This window comes from [Flexibacter] sp. ATCC 35208, from assembly GCF_001975825.1.
GTDB lineage: Bacteria > Bacteroidota > Bacteroidia > Chitinophagales > Chitinophagaceae > Chitinophaga.
On sequence record NZ_MTKN01000003.1, the window covers coordinates 60,383 to 75,241 of the forward strand.

Below are 14,859 nucleotides of genomic sequence, written 5' to 3' on the forward strand. Positions count from 1 at the left end.
CAATACGTTATGCTTGACAATCTGTGAATTGTTGCATAACTTACTTCGTTGAATTCATTACTAAATCATACTAAATACATTTCACCATGAAATTCTTCATAGATACAGCAAATCTGGCACAGATTAAAGAAGCACACGACCTGGGCGTGCTCGACGGCGTAACCACCAACCCTTCCCTGATGGCGAAAGAAGGTATCAAAGGTGAAGCGAATATCCTGAAACATTATGCAGACATCTGCGAACTCGTAGACGGTCCTATCAGCGCAGAAGTACTTTCTACCGATTTCAAATCAATGGTCGAAGAAGGTAAGAAACTGGCTGCTATTCACCCAAACATCGTGGTGAAAGTACCAATGATCAAGGATGGTGTAAAAGCACTGAAATACTTCACTGACAACGGTATAAGAACAAACTGTACACTGGTATTCTCTGCAGGTCAGGCTATCCTGGCTGCTAAAGCCGGTGCTACTTTCGTATCTCCATTCATCGGTCGTATCGATGATTCATCATGGGATGGTGTTGAACTGATCGCTCAGATCGCTCAGATCTACAGCATTCAGGGCTTCAAAACTGAAATCCTTGCAGCTAGTATCCGCAACGCGCTCCACATTGTAAAATGTGCTGAAGCCGGTGCTGATATCTGTACCTGCCCACTCGATTCAATCCTGGGTCTGCTGAAACACCCACTGACTGACATCGGTCTGGCTAAGTTCCTCGAGGACGCTAAGAAAATGTAGTAGATACTTTTTAGATGGTATATTCTCCCCGGTGTAGCAATGCATCGGGGATTTTTTTATTTATAACTTTCATTTTTTTCTGAAAGTTTTATAACTTTGATATGCATTTATAAACTCCGGCGTTTAAAAACATAGTGCCCTATCTAATTGGCATAGATTTCTTCTACTATATTTCATTGATCGCTAAATGATGTTTTTATGATTCAGCCGAATGTCCCAGATTTAGGTTTACCCCGTGTTGTTATTGTTGGTGGAGGCTTTGGAGGTATTAATCTGGCTAAACAATTGAAAGGAGCCCCCGTTCAGGTGGTCCTGCTAGACAGGAACAACTATCACTTATTCCAACCTTTACTATACCAGGTATCAACTGCCGGCCTCGAAACGGATAGCATTGCTTTTCCCCTTCGCGGCATATTCAAACACCAGAAAAACTTCTACTTCCGTATGGCGGAAGTAACAGGTGTACGCCCTGCCGACAATATTCTGGAAACCGGTATCGGCGAACTGCACTACGATTACCTGATCTTCGCCACCGGTAGTGCCACCAATTTCTTTGGCAACAAAGCGATTGAACAACATGCTATTGGTATGAAGTCACTCATCGAAGCCGTACAGATCCGTAACTACGTGATCAAACAATTCGAAGAGAGCCTGCTGCTTTCAGACCCTGCAGAAATTCAGTCAAAACTGAACTTCGTCATGGTAGGTGGAGGCCCTACAGGCGTGGAACTGGCCGGTGCTTTTGCAGAATTGCGCAAGTACATTATGCCCAAGGATTACCCCGAACTACCGGTATCCCTCATGAAGATCTACCTGGTAGAAGGTAGCCCACGCGTACTGAATGGCTTTAGTGAACAATCTTCCCAAAAAGCGTTGGACGGCTTACACAAACTGGGTGTGAATGTCATCCTCAATACATTTGTGAAAGAGTATGATGGGGAAACCCTTACCCTTAGCAATGGAGAAAAACTGCAAAGTAAATCTCTGCTGTGGGCGGCAGGTGTAAAAGGCGTGCCCGTGAACGGTATCCCTACAGATATCATCGCTCCCGCCGGACGCATCATTGTGGATGAATTCAACGTGGTAAAAGGATATGAAAATATCTATGCCGTAGGTGATATCGCACAGATGGTGAATGATCCGGAACGCTTTCCTAAAGGCTATCCAATGGTAGCACAGGTAGCCATTCAGCAAGGAGTGAACGTGGCGCACAATATCAGGTTTATTGCCAAAGGACAGAAATCTGCTATCAAACCATTTAGGTATAAAGACCTCGGCAGCATGGCGACCATTGGTCGTAACAAAGCGGTTGCTGAGTTTTTTGGAATGAAAATCAGTGGGTACTTTGCATGGATCGTGTGGATGCTGGTGCACCTGATGAGCTTATTGGGATTCAGGAATAAACTGGTGGTGCTTACAAACTGGTTTTATAGATATTTTACTTTTGACAGAGGTACGAGAATTATTATAAAGAGAGGTGCGGCCAATATTGTGAAATTGAGACAAACAGTACAGTAAATCGTATAGTCAATTTAAAAGCTGGCCGCAGGCCATAGATAAAACAAAAAACGCTTTCGCCATAGGCGAAAGCGTTTTTTGTTTTATCTATTTAATCTCGAATTCAACGTCACCGTACTCACCAACTCATCATACCTCCCTCCCAAATCTCTATAATACAATAGTATAGTATAATTATTCTCCGTCTCCCACCAATCGCCCTCAGTCTCTGTCGTACTCGGCCTGGCATCCGGATCCCTCGTATCCAGCAACGCATATTCATAATTATAAAAACCCTGCTTCAAAAACATCGTTCCCTCATAAGCCCTCGTCTGCGGGTTATACACCATCTTACTCGCGTCATTGTATTCATAATTTGTCAATTCCCCTATCAGGTACAGATCAAACCCTGCATACGGCTCCGGCGCAGGATAAGTAAAATGTACCGTTCCATAATCCGCTTCATAAAACGGATCATAATTATCAATCGTCGCTAAAAAGTACATGCCGTTATAATCCTTCACGTAAGAATACATCGTATTCCCCCTTGGATAATCCGGCATCACATATACATCCGTACCATCAGGGTGATAATCTGACTTCTTCACACGTTCCGTCTGCAACCGGAAACTCCTCAGATCAATCCATCTCCACTCCTTCCCTGCCGGAAACTGACAATCCATCTCCGCATTATACTCAATCGTATTCCCCTTTATAAACATCGGCTTCGGATTCAGTATCGGAAAATCCCACCTGTAGTTCTGCAAGATCACCACCTTCAACTGATCAAAAGGATTCACCACATTCAACCCACCTGTACTCACCGTAAAATTCACCTTCTGATTCGTCTTGAACACCTTTGGCGATACCGGTTGCTGTATCACGCCACTCAACCCTCCTTTATTACTCACTACCAGCAATCGCTTTGTAAATGCCAGTTGCGACGTATCGCTATCCAGGTATACCTTCAGCAGGTAATTGCCCGCCTTTGTAGGCATGCAATTTGCATTCGGCAACGACAGTTCGTAATGTGTATATCGTACCAGCGCTATACTGGAAAATTTATAATTCGTAATCCTGTTCTCAGAAAAACCCCTCAGGTATTCCAGCTGATTGATATTGGCGGGTGTCCAGTCTGCATTACACAACTGTAATGTATAATAGTAGTTTTTGACATCCGCATCCAGATCATCAAATGTAAGATCCACGGCATCCCCACTCAGTGAAATAAGGGGGAAAGCTGTCTGATCGCCGGACTGATTCAGTTTTACAGACCTGATATTATTGTAGTAAATGTGACCAGGTCCATAGATGTTATCCTGCGCTACTGCCGGAATAAAGTATAACAGCAGCCCGATTACAGGTATACAGAAGTAGGGCTTTATCATCATAACTTATCTATATAGGAATGTTAAGGTACGACCTTTTCCCCGGCTAGTGGCAAAACCCTCTTTTACCCATCAGAAAATTTGATACATTTGTCTCATGCGTTTATCGTTCTTCGTTGCCAGAAGGATCGCCTTCAACCGGTCCGGCTCTTTTTCCAGGTTCATCATCAACATTGCCGTGGTAGCCACCGCTATCAGCGTAGCTGTTATGATTCTGGCAATCGCGTTGGTAAACGGTTTTCAGCAGGTCATTCAGCAAAAGATCTTCAGCTTTTGGGGGCATATGCATATTAACAATTACCAGGCTAACGCTGGTCCCCTCACAGAACAGATCCCATTCGAAGCAGATACTAACATTGTCAGCTACCTGAAAAAAATAAATGGTATCAACACCGTGAATCTTTACGCCACTAAATCGGCTATCATCAAGGCGGAGAAAGACCTTTCCGGTGTAATTTTCAAAGGCGTGGACCGTAATTATAACTGGTCTCACATTCAGCATTTTATGCAGTCTGGCAATGTCATTCACTTCAATGACACCAGCTATGCACCGGAAATTATCATTTCCAGCACCATGGCCAAAGAGCTGCAACTGAAAGTCAACGACCCTCTGATCATTTATTTTATACAAGGCGCAGGCCTTACCCCAAGAGCCAGAAAGCTCAAGGTAACGGGCATCTATAAAACAGCTGTGGAAGAATATGACAAGACCTACGTCATTGGTGACCTGGAGCTGATCCGCAAACTGAATAACTGGCCGGTAGGCAGCATAGGCGGATATGAAATATTCATTGATGATTACCGTAAAATGACCGAAATAGGGGAAGAATCGTTAAACGGTATTCCTGATAAACTGGCTCTCCGCACTATCAAAGACATCTATCCAAATATCTTTGACTGGCTGGAACTGCAGGATAAAAATGAGATCATCATCCTCGTCATTATGGCCATCGTGGCAGTTATCAACATGATCACCGCCATCCTGATCCTCATTCTCGAACGTACGAATATGATAGGCATACTAAAAGCACTCGGTATGCGTAACGGCAATATCCAGCGTATTTTCATCTACCAGGCAGGGTATATCGTACTGGCTGGATTAATCATAGGTGATATACTGGGTGTAGGTCTGGCGATGTTACAAAAGACAACCGGCTTTTTGAAGCTGGACGAAGAAAGTTATTATATGTCTGCAGCCGCGATAGACCTGCATTGGTATCATGTTGTCCTCATCAACCTGGGTACTTTCCTCATTTGCCTGCTCATCCTCACCATACCGTCTTTGGTTACACGAAAGATCACACCTGTAAAAGCATTACAGTTTAAATAAGCAATCGCCCACAGATAATTCCCGCTGCCACACCGGCATTCAGGGATTCAGCCCCACCCAGTCTGGGAATGGTGAGCTTGTGCGTAGCAGCTGCGATCACGGCATCACTCAATCCTTTTGACTCATTGCCGATCAGGATGATGCCTTCCGCGATTTTGGAGAAGGAAGTAATATCCGTTCCGTGCAGGGTGGCGGCATAAGAAGGAACTTCTGCGTTTTCCAGTAAGGGTAAGAGATCTGTTTCAATGATGTTCACTCTGGCAATACTGCCCATGGTAGCCTGGATCGTCTTGGGGTTATACACATCTACACAATCCGGTGTGCAGATCAGTTGTCTGATGCCAAACCAATCAGCTATCCGTATCAGGGTGCCCATATTTCCGGGGTCCTGGATCGTGTCTAATGCAAGTGACACCTGGCCTTTCAGTACCAAAGGCGCTGCTTTCGGAATATCTATCAGTGCCAGGGCCTGATTGGGGGTAGTCAGGGCAGATAATTGTTTTAATACATGTGCTTCTACCTCGATGAAAGGTACGCGTCCTTTCAATAACTGTTCATGCCCACTGAGCCACTCTTTGGTAGCATACACTTCTCTCACCGTCATGCCCCCGGATACCAGCTCAGGAACGATCTTATCACCTTCAGCAATGAACTGGCCAGATTTTTGACGGTATTTTTTATGCTGTAATGATTGAATATACTTAATTTGCGCCTTTGACAACATAGGACCAAACCTACATGAATTCTTTTAATCGGCAAAGCCACACAGGTAATGGTTCTATGTACGTCATGGAATTCTTGCTATAAACAATAAACATTGTATTGACTTGATGCAGCGGCCAACCTTTCTGAATCTTCTTGTTTCAACGATAACCATACTGGTGCTGGCTGCCTGTTCCAATACTAAATACCTGCAAAGCAACCAGCAACTATTCATTCAGAGCAATGTGAACGTAAAAGGAGATGCCACATCCGCCGAAAAACAGGATATCCACGCCTCCCTCGCTTCCAAACAGCTCATGATGCAGCAGTCCAATACCTCATTCATCGGCACCCGCATGAAAGTGTGGCTCTACAACCAGAAAAATAAAGAGAAAAAATCCAACTGGTTCTGGAACCTGATGCTCTCCAAGCGTAACCTGGAAGAACCTGTAGTCTACGATTCCATGAAAACCAAAGAATCGGTAAAAAGAATGGTGAGCTACCTGAATAACCAGGGCTACTTCTACGCTACCGTGGACTATAAGGAAACTACCAGGCACCAGAAGACAAGCCTAACTTATTTGGTAAATACCGGCAAGAACTTCGTGATCAACAGTATCCGATACGAAGTACCCGATACCAACATCCTTAAAGTGGTACAGCAAACCGAAAAACTCTCCCTTATCAAAACGGGCATGTCTTACAAACAGGAACTACTGGGCAGTGAAAGGGAAAGATTGATGCGGGTAGTGCGCAATGCCGGTTACTATAAATTTGACAGGGATGCTATCGAGTTTGAAATCGATACGCTGCACAAAACCCTCTTCCGCAACCTCATGAACCCTTTTGAAGGGATCATCAACGTATACAACGAAAAAAAAGGACAGGATAACCCCAAAATGGATATCACTGTCAAAATAAGGAACCCGGACGACACCAGCACCCGCTACCAGCAGTATCACCTGGATAGTGTGTATGTGTATCCTGATTATCCCAGCTACGGCAATACCAACGATACGATATTCAAGCGCCTGGAACTGAATGACCTCGTCATCCGCTACCGCCAGAATATGTTCAAACCCAGGGTGATTCAGCACTCCATCAGCCTGCACAATGGCGAACTCTATTCCCAGCAAAAGACTAACGACGCCATCAGCCACCTCTATGACCTGGGTGCATGGCAGTTCGTGACCCTTCAGTTCAGGGAAAGCAAAACGCAACCAAACACACTGGAAACCTACCTCTTCCTGGCGCCTAAGCGTAAACAGGAGTTGGGAGCCAACTTTGAGGTGAGTACATCGTCCGACTACCTGCTCGGTAGCGGTGTCAGCCTGAACTATAAACACCTGAACGTAGGTCGCTCAGCCACCCAGCTCACTGTTAGTCTGAATGGCGGTATTGAACTGATCCGTAACCAGGGTAATTGGGTATTGCAGTCCCAGGAGATCGGCGGACAGGTGAGTCTGATCTTTCCACGCTTTATCACGCCTTTCCATATCGCGTCTACCCGTACAGGGGTAAAAACCCGCCTCACAACGGGTATTGACTACCTGACACGTACCGATAAGTTTTATATTTCCAATATCAATGCCTCCTTTGGTTATGAGTGGAAAGAGTCTGCTTATAAAGCATGGAATGTAAAACCGATCTCACTAAACTATGTAGGCGTAAACCTGAACCCAACGTTCAAGGCAACGACCGTGGCAAATAACCCTTATCTGAAACGGAGCTTTGAACCGGCTTTCATAGGTGGGGAAAACCTCACTTACATCTATAGCAACAATGACCTGCTGCATAAACTGCATAATTCCTACTTCAGGGCCAATATCGAAGAATCCGGTGCATGGCTGAATGGGATCAATAGCCTGATGAGCGCTGCATTTGGTACTACCAATGACCTGGAATCGCTCACCAACATGGATATTGCGAGCTTCATTAAGATGGAAGCCGATTACCGTCATTACTGGAACCTGACACCGCACACTACGCTGGCGACACGTATTTACGGTGGCGTGGGCATTCCTTATGGCAAGTCGAGTGTAATGCCTTATATCCGCCAGTTTACCGCGGGTGGATCGAATAGTATACGTGCCTGGAGGCTGCGTACCTTAGGTCCTGGTACATTTAAAGATACATCAGCCACAGCGGCTACCTTCCCTGATCAGACAGGTGATATGAAGCTGGAAGGGAATATTGAATACCGTTTTGACTTATTGCGTCTTTTCAATGGAAGTGTGAACCTGAAGGGCGCGACTTTCGTGGATATGGGTAATATCTGGATGTTGAAGAAAGATACTTCCCGCGCAGGTTCTGAGTTCAGGCTGAACAAACTCTACCACGACCTCGCGATTGGTACCGGTGCTGGTTTAAGACTTGACTTCTCTTTCTTCCTGATACGCCTGGATTGGGGTATACCTGTGAAGGTGCCTTATTTTACAGGGAATAAAGATGGCTGGTTTTTGAGTGAGTGGGACCTGGGCAGTGGAAGCTGGCGCAGGGATCATATTATCTGGAACGTGGCGATTGGGTATCCATTCTAAACGAATTTTAAAAGCAGGCCGCAGGCCCGCTCAAACAAAAACGCTTTCGCCCATGGCGAAAGCGTTTTTGTTTTATAAATTTTCGCTTTTAACTTTCTCTATAAAATCCTCCATCCCATAAGCATTCTCCAGTTTAAACTCCCCTATCCTCGTTCTGCACAAACTACTCATATATCCACCCACTCCCAGCGCCGCACCAAAGTCATTCGCCAATGAACGGATATAAGTACCCGTACTACACTCGACTCTGAAATGTACCACCGGCAATTCTATTGAAGTAATTTCAAACGTCTTGATAAACACCTTTCTCGGCTCCACTTTTACTTCCACACCTTTACGTGCGAGCTCATAGATAGGCTTACCATTCTGCTTGATAGCAGAGTGAATAGGTGGCAGCTGCTGCAATTCACCCATGAATTGTGTTGTTGCAGCCTGAATTATTTCCGGCGTCAAACCATCCAGTGGTTTAAAATCTGTCGGTTCCGATTCCAGGTCATAAGTAGGTGTTACCGCTCCGAGAGTAAACGTACCCGTATATTCTTTTTCCTGTGCCTGCACCTCATTGATCTTCTTTGTCATTTTTCCTGTACAGCAAATCAGCAACCCGGTAGCAAGCGGATCCAGCGTACCTGCATGACCAGTTTTTGCCTTCGTCGTGTTCCTGATTTTCCTCACCACATCAAAAGAAGTCCAGGTCAATGGCTTGTTGATCAGTATCACCTGTCCTTCTTCGTATTTATTTTTTGCTTGTTGGTTCATGCCGCAAAGATATTTTACTATTTTCACACAATTTTCAAAACATATGTCGTTAATACAACACGGTAATGCAGACGTTAGGTATCAGCAGCAAGTTGATAACTCCGTACACTACGTCCTGCCATTTATAGAGACTGCGATGGCCATCACGCCGGATATCCGGATCATGGAGATCGGCTGTGGAGAAGGCGGCGTATTAATTCCTTTCCTGGAAAGAGGATGTCATTGTGTGGGTGTAGACCTCTCTGACGACAAGATTGCCCTGGGTCATCAATACCTGAAGCAATATGTAGATGCAGGTCAAATGCAACTGATCAACAAGAATATTTATGACGTTGATTTTTTGGGAGAGTTCAAACACTCTTTCGACCTCATCATTCTCAAAGATGCCATTGAGCACATTCCGGATCAGTCGAAGATCATTGGGTATCTGAAAAACCTGCTCACCCCACGGGGACAGGTATATTTTGGCTTTCCCCCCTGGTACATGCCACATGGCGGTCACCAGCAGACCTGCCAGAACAAGGTGCTGAATATGATGCCTTATATTCACCTGCTGCCCAACTTCCTGTACAAAGGATTGCTGCGTGCATTTGGTGAACCACAGGGCATCATCGACGAACTGATGGAAATTAAGGATACAGGGATCTCTATCGAAAGATTTGAGAAGATTGTGAAGCAACAGGGATATCAGATCTCTAAAAAGCAGTTTTACCTGATCAATCCGATTTACAAATACAAGTTCGGGCTCAAGCCCAGGAAACAATTTGGCCCGGTTGCGGCATTGCCTTTTGTGCGCAATTTCTTTACGACCTGCGTATATTACAACATTAAGGTTGCATAAATAGCGCCAATCAGGCGCTATTATGGTATCCAAAAGAACAGAGGATGTATCAGCTTTGATACATCCTCTGTTCTTTAAAAATGGTTTTCATTCCCAGTTGAAGAATTCCCTCTTTCATGAATGTTTTTCCTGAAAATGGTTTTCATCCCCCGTTGGTGAATAACCTCTTCCGTAAATATTTTTATACTTTTTCATTCCAGATTTCCCAACTCGCCTCTGCCTGTAAGATCAGCATCTCATGGCCATTTTTGATTGTCGCTCCCCGATCTGCGCCTTTTTGTAAGAAGGCGGTGATAGCAGGATTGTAAATCAGATCGTACAACAGATGTTGCTCATTCATCAGCTCGTAAGGCAATGCCGGTGCTGCATCTACATGTGGGTACATGCCCAGCGGCGTTGTATTAATGATCAGGGTATGTGTCGCGATCACATCGGCAGTAATGTCACTATAAGTGATGTTTTGAGGACCTGCCTGTCTGCTTACTAACTGATAAGGGATATTCAGCGCTTCCAGTACATATTGTACGGCTTTGGCAGCGCCACCGGTACCCAATACCAGTGCTTTGTTGTGATGGGGTTGCAGCAACGGTTCCAGGGAACGCCTGAACCCGATGGCATCGGTATTATGCCCGATCCTGCGGCCATTGATAAAACGGATACAATTCACCGCTTTTATTTTGGCCGCAGCAGGACTCAGTTCATCCAGGTAAGGGATCACTGCTTCCTTGTAAGGAATGGTGACATTTAACCCCTGTAGCTCCTCACCGTATTGTGCCATTAATGGTGTCAACTCAGTAATAGCCGGCAGTGAAAAGCTGTCATACACGCATCCCAGGATGCCTTCTCTGGCAAACTTTTCCGCAAAGAAACCTTTGGAAAAAGAATGGCTCAGCGGGTATCCTATCAGACCATATACCTTCATCACTAATTAAGCTTTATCTAAATACAGGTGGAAAGTATCACCTCTTAGACCTACTCTCATTGCTTCCAGCGCGATTACTTCAGAAGGAGCCAGGTTACCCAGGTTCACGTTGCAACCAATCAGTTCCAGGAAGTACAGCTGTTGTGCTTTCTGAGGAGCTTCCCATATAATCTTTTCAGATGGGACCTGGGTCAGGATCTCCTGTACCAGACCTTCTCTTACTTCACCGGATCCGCGATAGATACCTACGTTACCGCTTTCTCTTGCTTCAGCGATTACGTAGCTGGCACCAGCGCTCAGCTCAGCATTCATCAGCTCAATCCATTTATAGGGAGGAATAATGTGCTCAGCGTCTTTAGAACCAACTTCGCTCAATACAGTTGAGATCTTGGACAGTTTCTCGATATAACCACACTTTTCAGCATGTGGAATGGTGATAGAACCATCGGATACTTCAACATGCCTGATACCATAATCCTTGATCACACTGATAAAATCGTCGATCTGGTTACGGATAAGGAATGCTTCAAATAAGGTACCCCCGAAATATACAGGAATATTAGCTGCCTGATACACCTCAATCTTTTCACGCAGGTTCGGTGTCACGAATGATGTACCAAATCCCAGCTTTAAGATATCGACGTGCGGTGCCGAAATCGATAAGAAATTCTTAGCTTCCTGCAGACTCAGACCTTTGTCCATTACCATGGTTAGGCCATAATTACGCGGTTTCGCCGTACGTTCTGGAATTTGTGTCAGATTAAAATTCATTTGAAACATTTTTATCGTCTTCTTGGTTGGCATTCCTGGCATACAGTTTTGGCCGACAGCCGGAACGCACGTTGGTCAGTTTTTGTGTTGCGGTATGGAATAGTAACTTACCCAAGATAAATAATAGCTATATATAAAACCGGCGCGAAATTAACACATTCCCGGCAAACAGGCCCCAAATAAGTGATTTCTATTTAAAAACACAAGACCTTATATGCTAAGTGGTTAATTACTAACACTATTTATGTACAAAAAAAGCGCTTATACCTATGGGCATAAGCGCTTTTTGTCCTATTTCAGGGAAGATCACTTCTTTCTTTTCCTTACCGGTTTGTACTTGCTCACCAGTTCCAGCACTCCTGGGTATTGCAACAGGGTAGGATCAATCACCAGCATCTTTTTCAGGTACTTAGGTGATTCCTGCAGGGCATTTTCCAGTAGCAACAGGCCTTCTTTGTGCTGGCCGGTAGCGATGCTGATGGCTGCCTTGCAATATAAGAACACCGGCTTCTGACCTACTTTTCGGGTAGCCGCTTCCAGCTGGGTCATGGCTTCTTCGTAGAAACCAGAGCGGTACAGCCCGGCTATAAATTCCAGCCAGGTATTGGCGCTGGCTGGACGGAGGCGTACAGCTGCCAGCAGGTGGATCAGGGCCTCTTTGTGGCGGTCCAGTTCCATGTAGCAATTGCCCAGTGCCATCAGGTACTCAGCATTGTTCTTATTTATCTTGATGGCGCTCAGAATGGATTTAATGGCATTTTCCCAGTTATTCTCCATAATGTAGGCAGCGCCGATCTTGTAATACAATTTATCGTTGCTGGGGCTCAGGTGCGATGCCTTGCGGTAGTAGTACCTGGCCTGTGTATATTTTTTCTGGCGATCGTAGCAGTGACCGATGGCTTCATAGATCACGTCCTCAGGTTTAGCGATTTCCAGGTGCTTTTTCAGCACATCGATGGCATCGGCATACTTGCGGAGGCGGATGAAGGCATCGCCCATATTCCGGTAAGCATAGTCGAATTTTTCATCAATAACGATGGCGTACTGGTAGGCGTCTATTGCCTTTTCATACAGTTTGAGCCCCTGGTAAGCCGTACCCAGGTTAAACCAGGCCAGCTGGTTGTATGGATGCTCATTGATAATGCCGGTATGGAGGCGGATACTTTCTTCGTTACGACCGGTAAATTCTGTCCAGAAGCAGATCTTGTGCAGCGCTTCTTCGTTGTTTGGCGCATGCTCCAGGGTCAGTTTCAGGCATTCGAACACTTTGTCGAACTCCTCACAATCGTCATACACATCAGCCAGCTCAAGTAATAGTTCCGTTTTATCATCTCCGTCAAACACGCTGATCTGTTCTTCCAGCAGGGCAGCTGCCTTCTGGTGCTGGTTCATAGCCAGGTAAACGTCGGTTTGCAGGATGTAAAGGTTGATATCAGTGCTGTCGAGGATGGCCGCTTTTTCCAGCAGTTCCATGGCCTCCTGGTATTTTTTGGATTCTATTAAAAGATTGGCTTTTTTGAGTAGAAGTGTCGAAGAGTACGGGAACTGTTCGATAGCCAGTTCGGCCGCTTGCATTGCATTGGGGAGTTCATCATGCTCATCATAGTAGTCTATGATCAGTTCGAAGGAATCCTCATCAAGGAAACTGTGAGACTGTCCGGATTTCAGGTTTTCAAACTGCTGTAACAAGTCTCTTATCTCCTCAAAATCATCGTTTAAAAATGGGAAGTCTTGATTCATTAATGTAAATATAAGTATTTTTTGATTCCTCAGCTTAGCGCCAGGCATGCAGTCGCTACCTCTGAAAATTTTCCTTTGCTAGCATTAATCTTTTAACAAAATTATGAGTCAAAAGAATGTTAAAACTATCCCTACCGATGTCAGCTATTCATATCTTAGGTGGCAAAAATCCTGCCGCAGGATCAAGCTACAGGAATAAAAGAAAGTCTTATCTGATTATCAGCATATTTAACATAGTTTAACATAACTTTAAGAAATTTTTACTAACTTCGTTAAGGAAGTGTTATAAAATATATAAAAAAGTTTGTACATTTGTGTTACAATGAAACAGATTACTAACATATTTAAGACCTTTTCATTGTCTTTTTTGTTGGCCGGTGTTATGGCTCTGGTAGCCACCAGCGCATTCGCCAGTGATAATATTACAAACGATAATAAAGACAAAGGAAAGAAGGCTGAAGAAAAGCTCTCCCTTAGCGCAATGCCTAAGGCAAATCTGAGCCTGGATGCAGGTTATCGCTTCAATGCGATCAATGCAGGCTTTAAGTTGTCTGACGATAATGCCTCATGGAACTTTAAGTCTACCATGACGATTAAGCAGGGGAATGTGACGTATGTCCTGCCTTATGCTGCTCAGATCCAACAGCCATCCAACATGGGCTACCATCATTTGCAGATTATTCTGCCTCTTAGAAAGAACTAATTTCATTTGAATATAGCGCATTAGGAAAATGCCCCGGTATACCGGGGCATTTTCGTTTATAGCCATTAGGGGTATGGCTTTGCGGTTCGGCCGTTCGCAGCACCCCCCCCCAAGTGCGGGTTCACGCCTTGGGCGTGAACCCGCACTTGGGGTCTAAGTAAAAAGGCGAAGGCTCCGGTTATACCGGAGCCTTCGCCTTTTTTGTGTTATGCTATTCAATTAACTATTTCATCAACTACCCATCCTCGCCAGTTCCTCCCTGCTGATCTCCTTATACCCCGCCTTCGGCACATCAAAATAAGACCCCGGCACCGCATTCAACTCAACCGTCACGGCTACCATCGTCATCTTCCCCCCATTCTTATTCAATATCTCAAACTGCAACGGTATCCCCTTCAAATTCACAAACCGCCTGTTATATTGCCTGTTTTCCGGCTGTAGATCAGTAGTATAATACACTTCGAAAGTCGTTCCATCCGGTAATTTTGCAGTCGCCCTCCGGCAATTATACCCTGCTATCTTCTTTGTTTCACTCCCATCTTTAAACTGTGCCCCGGCATACAACTTCAATTCCTTCTCATATTCCTCCTTTCCGGACCGGGTCAGGTACTTATCCCCATGGTTATTGATCAACGTCACCACCGATTCTTCCTTGCTATTTATCAGATAGCTGATATGGACTTCGCTGAAATCTATATCCACCCGGCTTTGAGTCCCTTTCATGTACTGGGTGAGCGTACCTCCTTTAAAACTGGAGTCTGTAGCCGATTGGCCGGAGGATTGCATATTGTATACAATTTTTGCATCGGACACCAGTCGTTGAGCATACGACTGGCTGGTAGAGACCATCACCAATAACAAAAACGTGAAAAGAGCTTTTTGCATGACAGTTAATTGTTTCGTGTAAAAAGTGTTATCGGTTAAATACC

13 protein-coding genes are annotated in these 14,859 nt (G+C 44.9%); 6 read left to right on the top strand and 7 right to left on the bottom strand.

The features are described from left to right. Nucleotides 1-86: 86 nt before the first annotated feature. Entirely contained in the window at nucleotides 87-737 is a 651-nt protein-coding gene (gene fsa / locus BW716_RS03250) for a fructose-6-phosphate aldolase (RefSeq protein WP_083720924.1), read from the top strand. A 198-nt stretch (nucleotides 738-935) separates the two neighbouring features. Continuing rightward, the gene (locus BW716_RS03255) at nucleotides 936-2,255 is read left to right on the top strand and encodes an NAD(P)/FAD-dependent oxidoreductase (protein WP_083720926.1); all 1,320 of its coding nucleotides are present in this window, start codon (nucleotides 936-938) and stop codon (nucleotides 2,253-2,255) included. A gap of 83 nt (nucleotides 2,256-2,338) precedes the next feature. Here BW716_RS03255 and BW716_RS03260 read toward each other — a convergent pair whose 3' ends face one another. Beyond that, entirely contained in the window at nucleotides 2,339-3,625 is a 1,287-nt protein-coding gene (locus BW716_RS03260; protein ID WP_083720928.1) for a DUF5103 domain-containing protein, read from the bottom strand. 94 nt (nucleotides 3,626-3,719) lie between these two features. Here BW716_RS03260 and BW716_RS03265 point away from each other — a divergent pair, with 94 nt between their 5' ends. After that, a complete protein-coding gene (locus BW716_RS03265) occupies nucleotides 3,720-4,952 on the top strand; it encodes an ABC transporter permease (protein WP_083720931.1) in 1,233 nt (410 codons plus the stop codon). Here BW716_RS03265 and BW716_RS03270 read toward each other — a convergent pair. Further along, on the bottom strand, nucleotides 4,945-5,676 hold the full coding sequence (locus tag BW716_RS03270; RefSeq protein WP_083720933.1) for an RNA methyltransferase: 732 nt from the start codon (nucleotides 5,674-5,676) through the stop codon (nucleotides 4,945-4,947). The two genes, BW716_RS03265 and BW716_RS03270, sit on opposite strands and share 8 nt — an antisense overlap. A gap of 106 nt (nucleotides 5,677-5,782) precedes the next feature. Between BW716_RS03270 and BW716_RS03275 the strand changes: the two genes are divergently transcribed. After that, complete coding sequence (locus BW716_RS03275) at nucleotides 5,783-8,194, top strand: BamA/TamA family outer membrane protein (protein ID WP_083720935.1); 2,412 nt, start codon at nucleotides 5,783-5,785, stop codon at nucleotides 8,192-8,194. 72 nt (nucleotides 8,195-8,266) lie between these two features. On the opposite strand, the gene truB is transcribed toward BW716_RS03275, so the two are convergent. Continuing rightward, nucleotides 8,267-8,953, bottom strand: coding sequence for a tRNA pseudouridine(55) synthase TruB (gene truB / locus BW716_RS03280; protein WP_083720937.1), 687 nt, complete (start codon nucleotides 8,951-8,953; stop codon nucleotides 8,267-8,269). A gap of 43 nt (nucleotides 8,954-8,996) precedes the next feature. Here truB and BW716_RS03285 point away from each other — a divergent pair, with 43 nt between their 5' ends. Then, entirely contained in the window at nucleotides 8,997-9,794 is a 798-nt protein-coding gene (locus tag BW716_RS03285; RefSeq protein WP_083721261.1) for a bifunctional 2-polyprenyl-6-hydroxyphenol methylase/3-demethylubiquinol 3-O-methyltransferase UbiG, read from the top strand. Between the two features lie 181 nt (nucleotides 9,795-9,975). Here BW716_RS03285 and BW716_RS03290 read toward each other — a convergent pair whose 3' ends face one another. From BW716_RS03290 to BW716_RS03300, 3 genes are all read right to left on the bottom strand, one after another. Next, nucleotides 9,976-10,716 (bottom strand): shikimate dehydrogenase, encoded by a 741-nt coding sequence (locus tag BW716_RS03290; RefSeq protein WP_083720940.1) that lies wholly within the window; start codon nucleotides 10,714-10,716, stop codon nucleotides 9,976-9,978. Nucleotides 10,717-10,722: 6 nt separating this feature from the next. After that, on the bottom strand, nucleotides 10,723-11,487 hold the full coding sequence (locus BW716_RS03295; RefSeq protein ID WP_083720942.1) for a phosphosulfolactate synthase: 765 nt from the start codon (nucleotides 11,485-11,487) through the stop codon (nucleotides 10,723-10,725). A 306-nt stretch (nucleotides 11,488-11,793) separates the two neighbouring features. Continuing rightward, on the bottom strand, nucleotides 11,794-13,227 hold the full coding sequence (locus BW716_RS03300; RefSeq protein WP_083721262.1) for a tetratricopeptide repeat protein: 1,434 nt from the start codon (nucleotides 13,225-13,227) through the stop codon (nucleotides 11,794-11,796). 322 nt (nucleotides 13,228-13,549) lie between these two features. Between BW716_RS03300 and BW716_RS03305 the strand changes: the two genes are divergently transcribed. Then, nucleotides 13,550-13,930 carry a hypothetical protein gene (locus BW716_RS03305; RefSeq protein WP_083720944.1) on the top strand — a complete coding sequence of 127 codons (381 nt, stop codon included), beginning with the start codon at nucleotides 13,550-13,552 and terminating at the stop codon, nucleotides 13,928-13,930. A gap of 231 nt (nucleotides 13,931-14,161) precedes the next feature. Here BW716_RS03305 and BW716_RS03310 read toward each other — a convergent pair whose 3' ends face one another. Continuing rightward, nucleotides 14,162-14,815, bottom strand: a complete 654-nt coding sequence (locus BW716_RS03310) for a hypothetical protein (RefSeq protein ID WP_083720946.1) — start codon at nucleotides 14,813-14,815, stop codon at nucleotides 14,162-14,164. Between the last annotated feature and the right edge of the window lie 44 nt (nucleotides 14,816-14,859).

What these genes read in the sequence shown, in the direction of transcription:
- BW716_RS03260 (WP_083720928.1), bottom strand. Translation starts at nt 3,625, where the DNA reads ATGATGATAAAGCCCTACTTCTGTATACCTGTAATCGGGCTGCTGTTA.
- BW716_RS03275 (WP_083720935.1), top strand. Translation starts at nt 5,783, where the DNA reads ATGCAGCGGCCAACCTTTCTGAATCTTCTTGTTTCAACGATAACCATA.
- truB (WP_083720937.1), bottom strand. Translation starts at nt 8,953, where the DNA reads ATGAACCAACAAGCAAAAAATAAATACGAAGAAGGACAGGTGATACTG.
- BW716_RS03305 (WP_083720944.1), top strand. Translation starts at nt 13,550, where the DNA reads ATGAAACAGATTACTAACATATTTAAGACCTTTTCATTGTCTTTTTTG.
- BW716_RS03310 (WP_083720946.1), bottom strand. Translation starts at nt 14,815, where the DNA reads ATGCAAAAAGCTCTTTTCACGTTTTTGTTATTGGTGATGGTCTCTACC.
- fsa (WP_083720924.1), top strand. Translation starts at nt 87, where the DNA reads ATGAAATTCTTCATAGATACAGCAAATCTGGCACAGATTAAAGAAGCA.
- BW716_RS03285 (WP_083721261.1), top strand. Translation starts at nt 8,997, where the DNA reads ATGTCGTTAATACAACACGGTAATGCAGACGTTAGGTATCAGCAGCAA.
- BW716_RS03295 (WP_083720942.1), bottom strand. Translation starts at nt 11,487, where the DNA reads ATGAATTTTAATCTGACACAAATTCCAGAACGTACGGCGAAACCGCGT.
- BW716_RS03265 (WP_083720931.1), top strand. Translation starts at nt 3,720, where the DNA reads ATGCGTTTATCGTTCTTCGTTGCCAGAAGGATCGCCTTCAACCGGTCC.
- BW716_RS03255 (WP_083720926.1), top strand. Translation starts at nt 936, where the DNA reads ATGATTCAGCCGAATGTCCCAGATTTAGGTTTACCCCGTGTTGTTATT.
- BW716_RS03270 (WP_083720933.1), bottom strand. Translation starts at nt 5,676, where the DNA reads ATGTTGTCAAAGGCGCAAATTAAGTATATTCAATCATTACAGCATAAA.
- BW716_RS03300 (WP_083721262.1), bottom strand. Translation starts at nt 13,227, where the DNA reads ATGAATCAAGACTTCCCATTTTTAAACGATGATTTTGAGGAGATAAGA.
- BW716_RS03290 (WP_083720940.1), bottom strand. Translation starts at nt 10,716, where the DNA reads ATGAAGGTATATGGTCTGATAGGATACCCGCTGAGCCATTCTTTTTCC.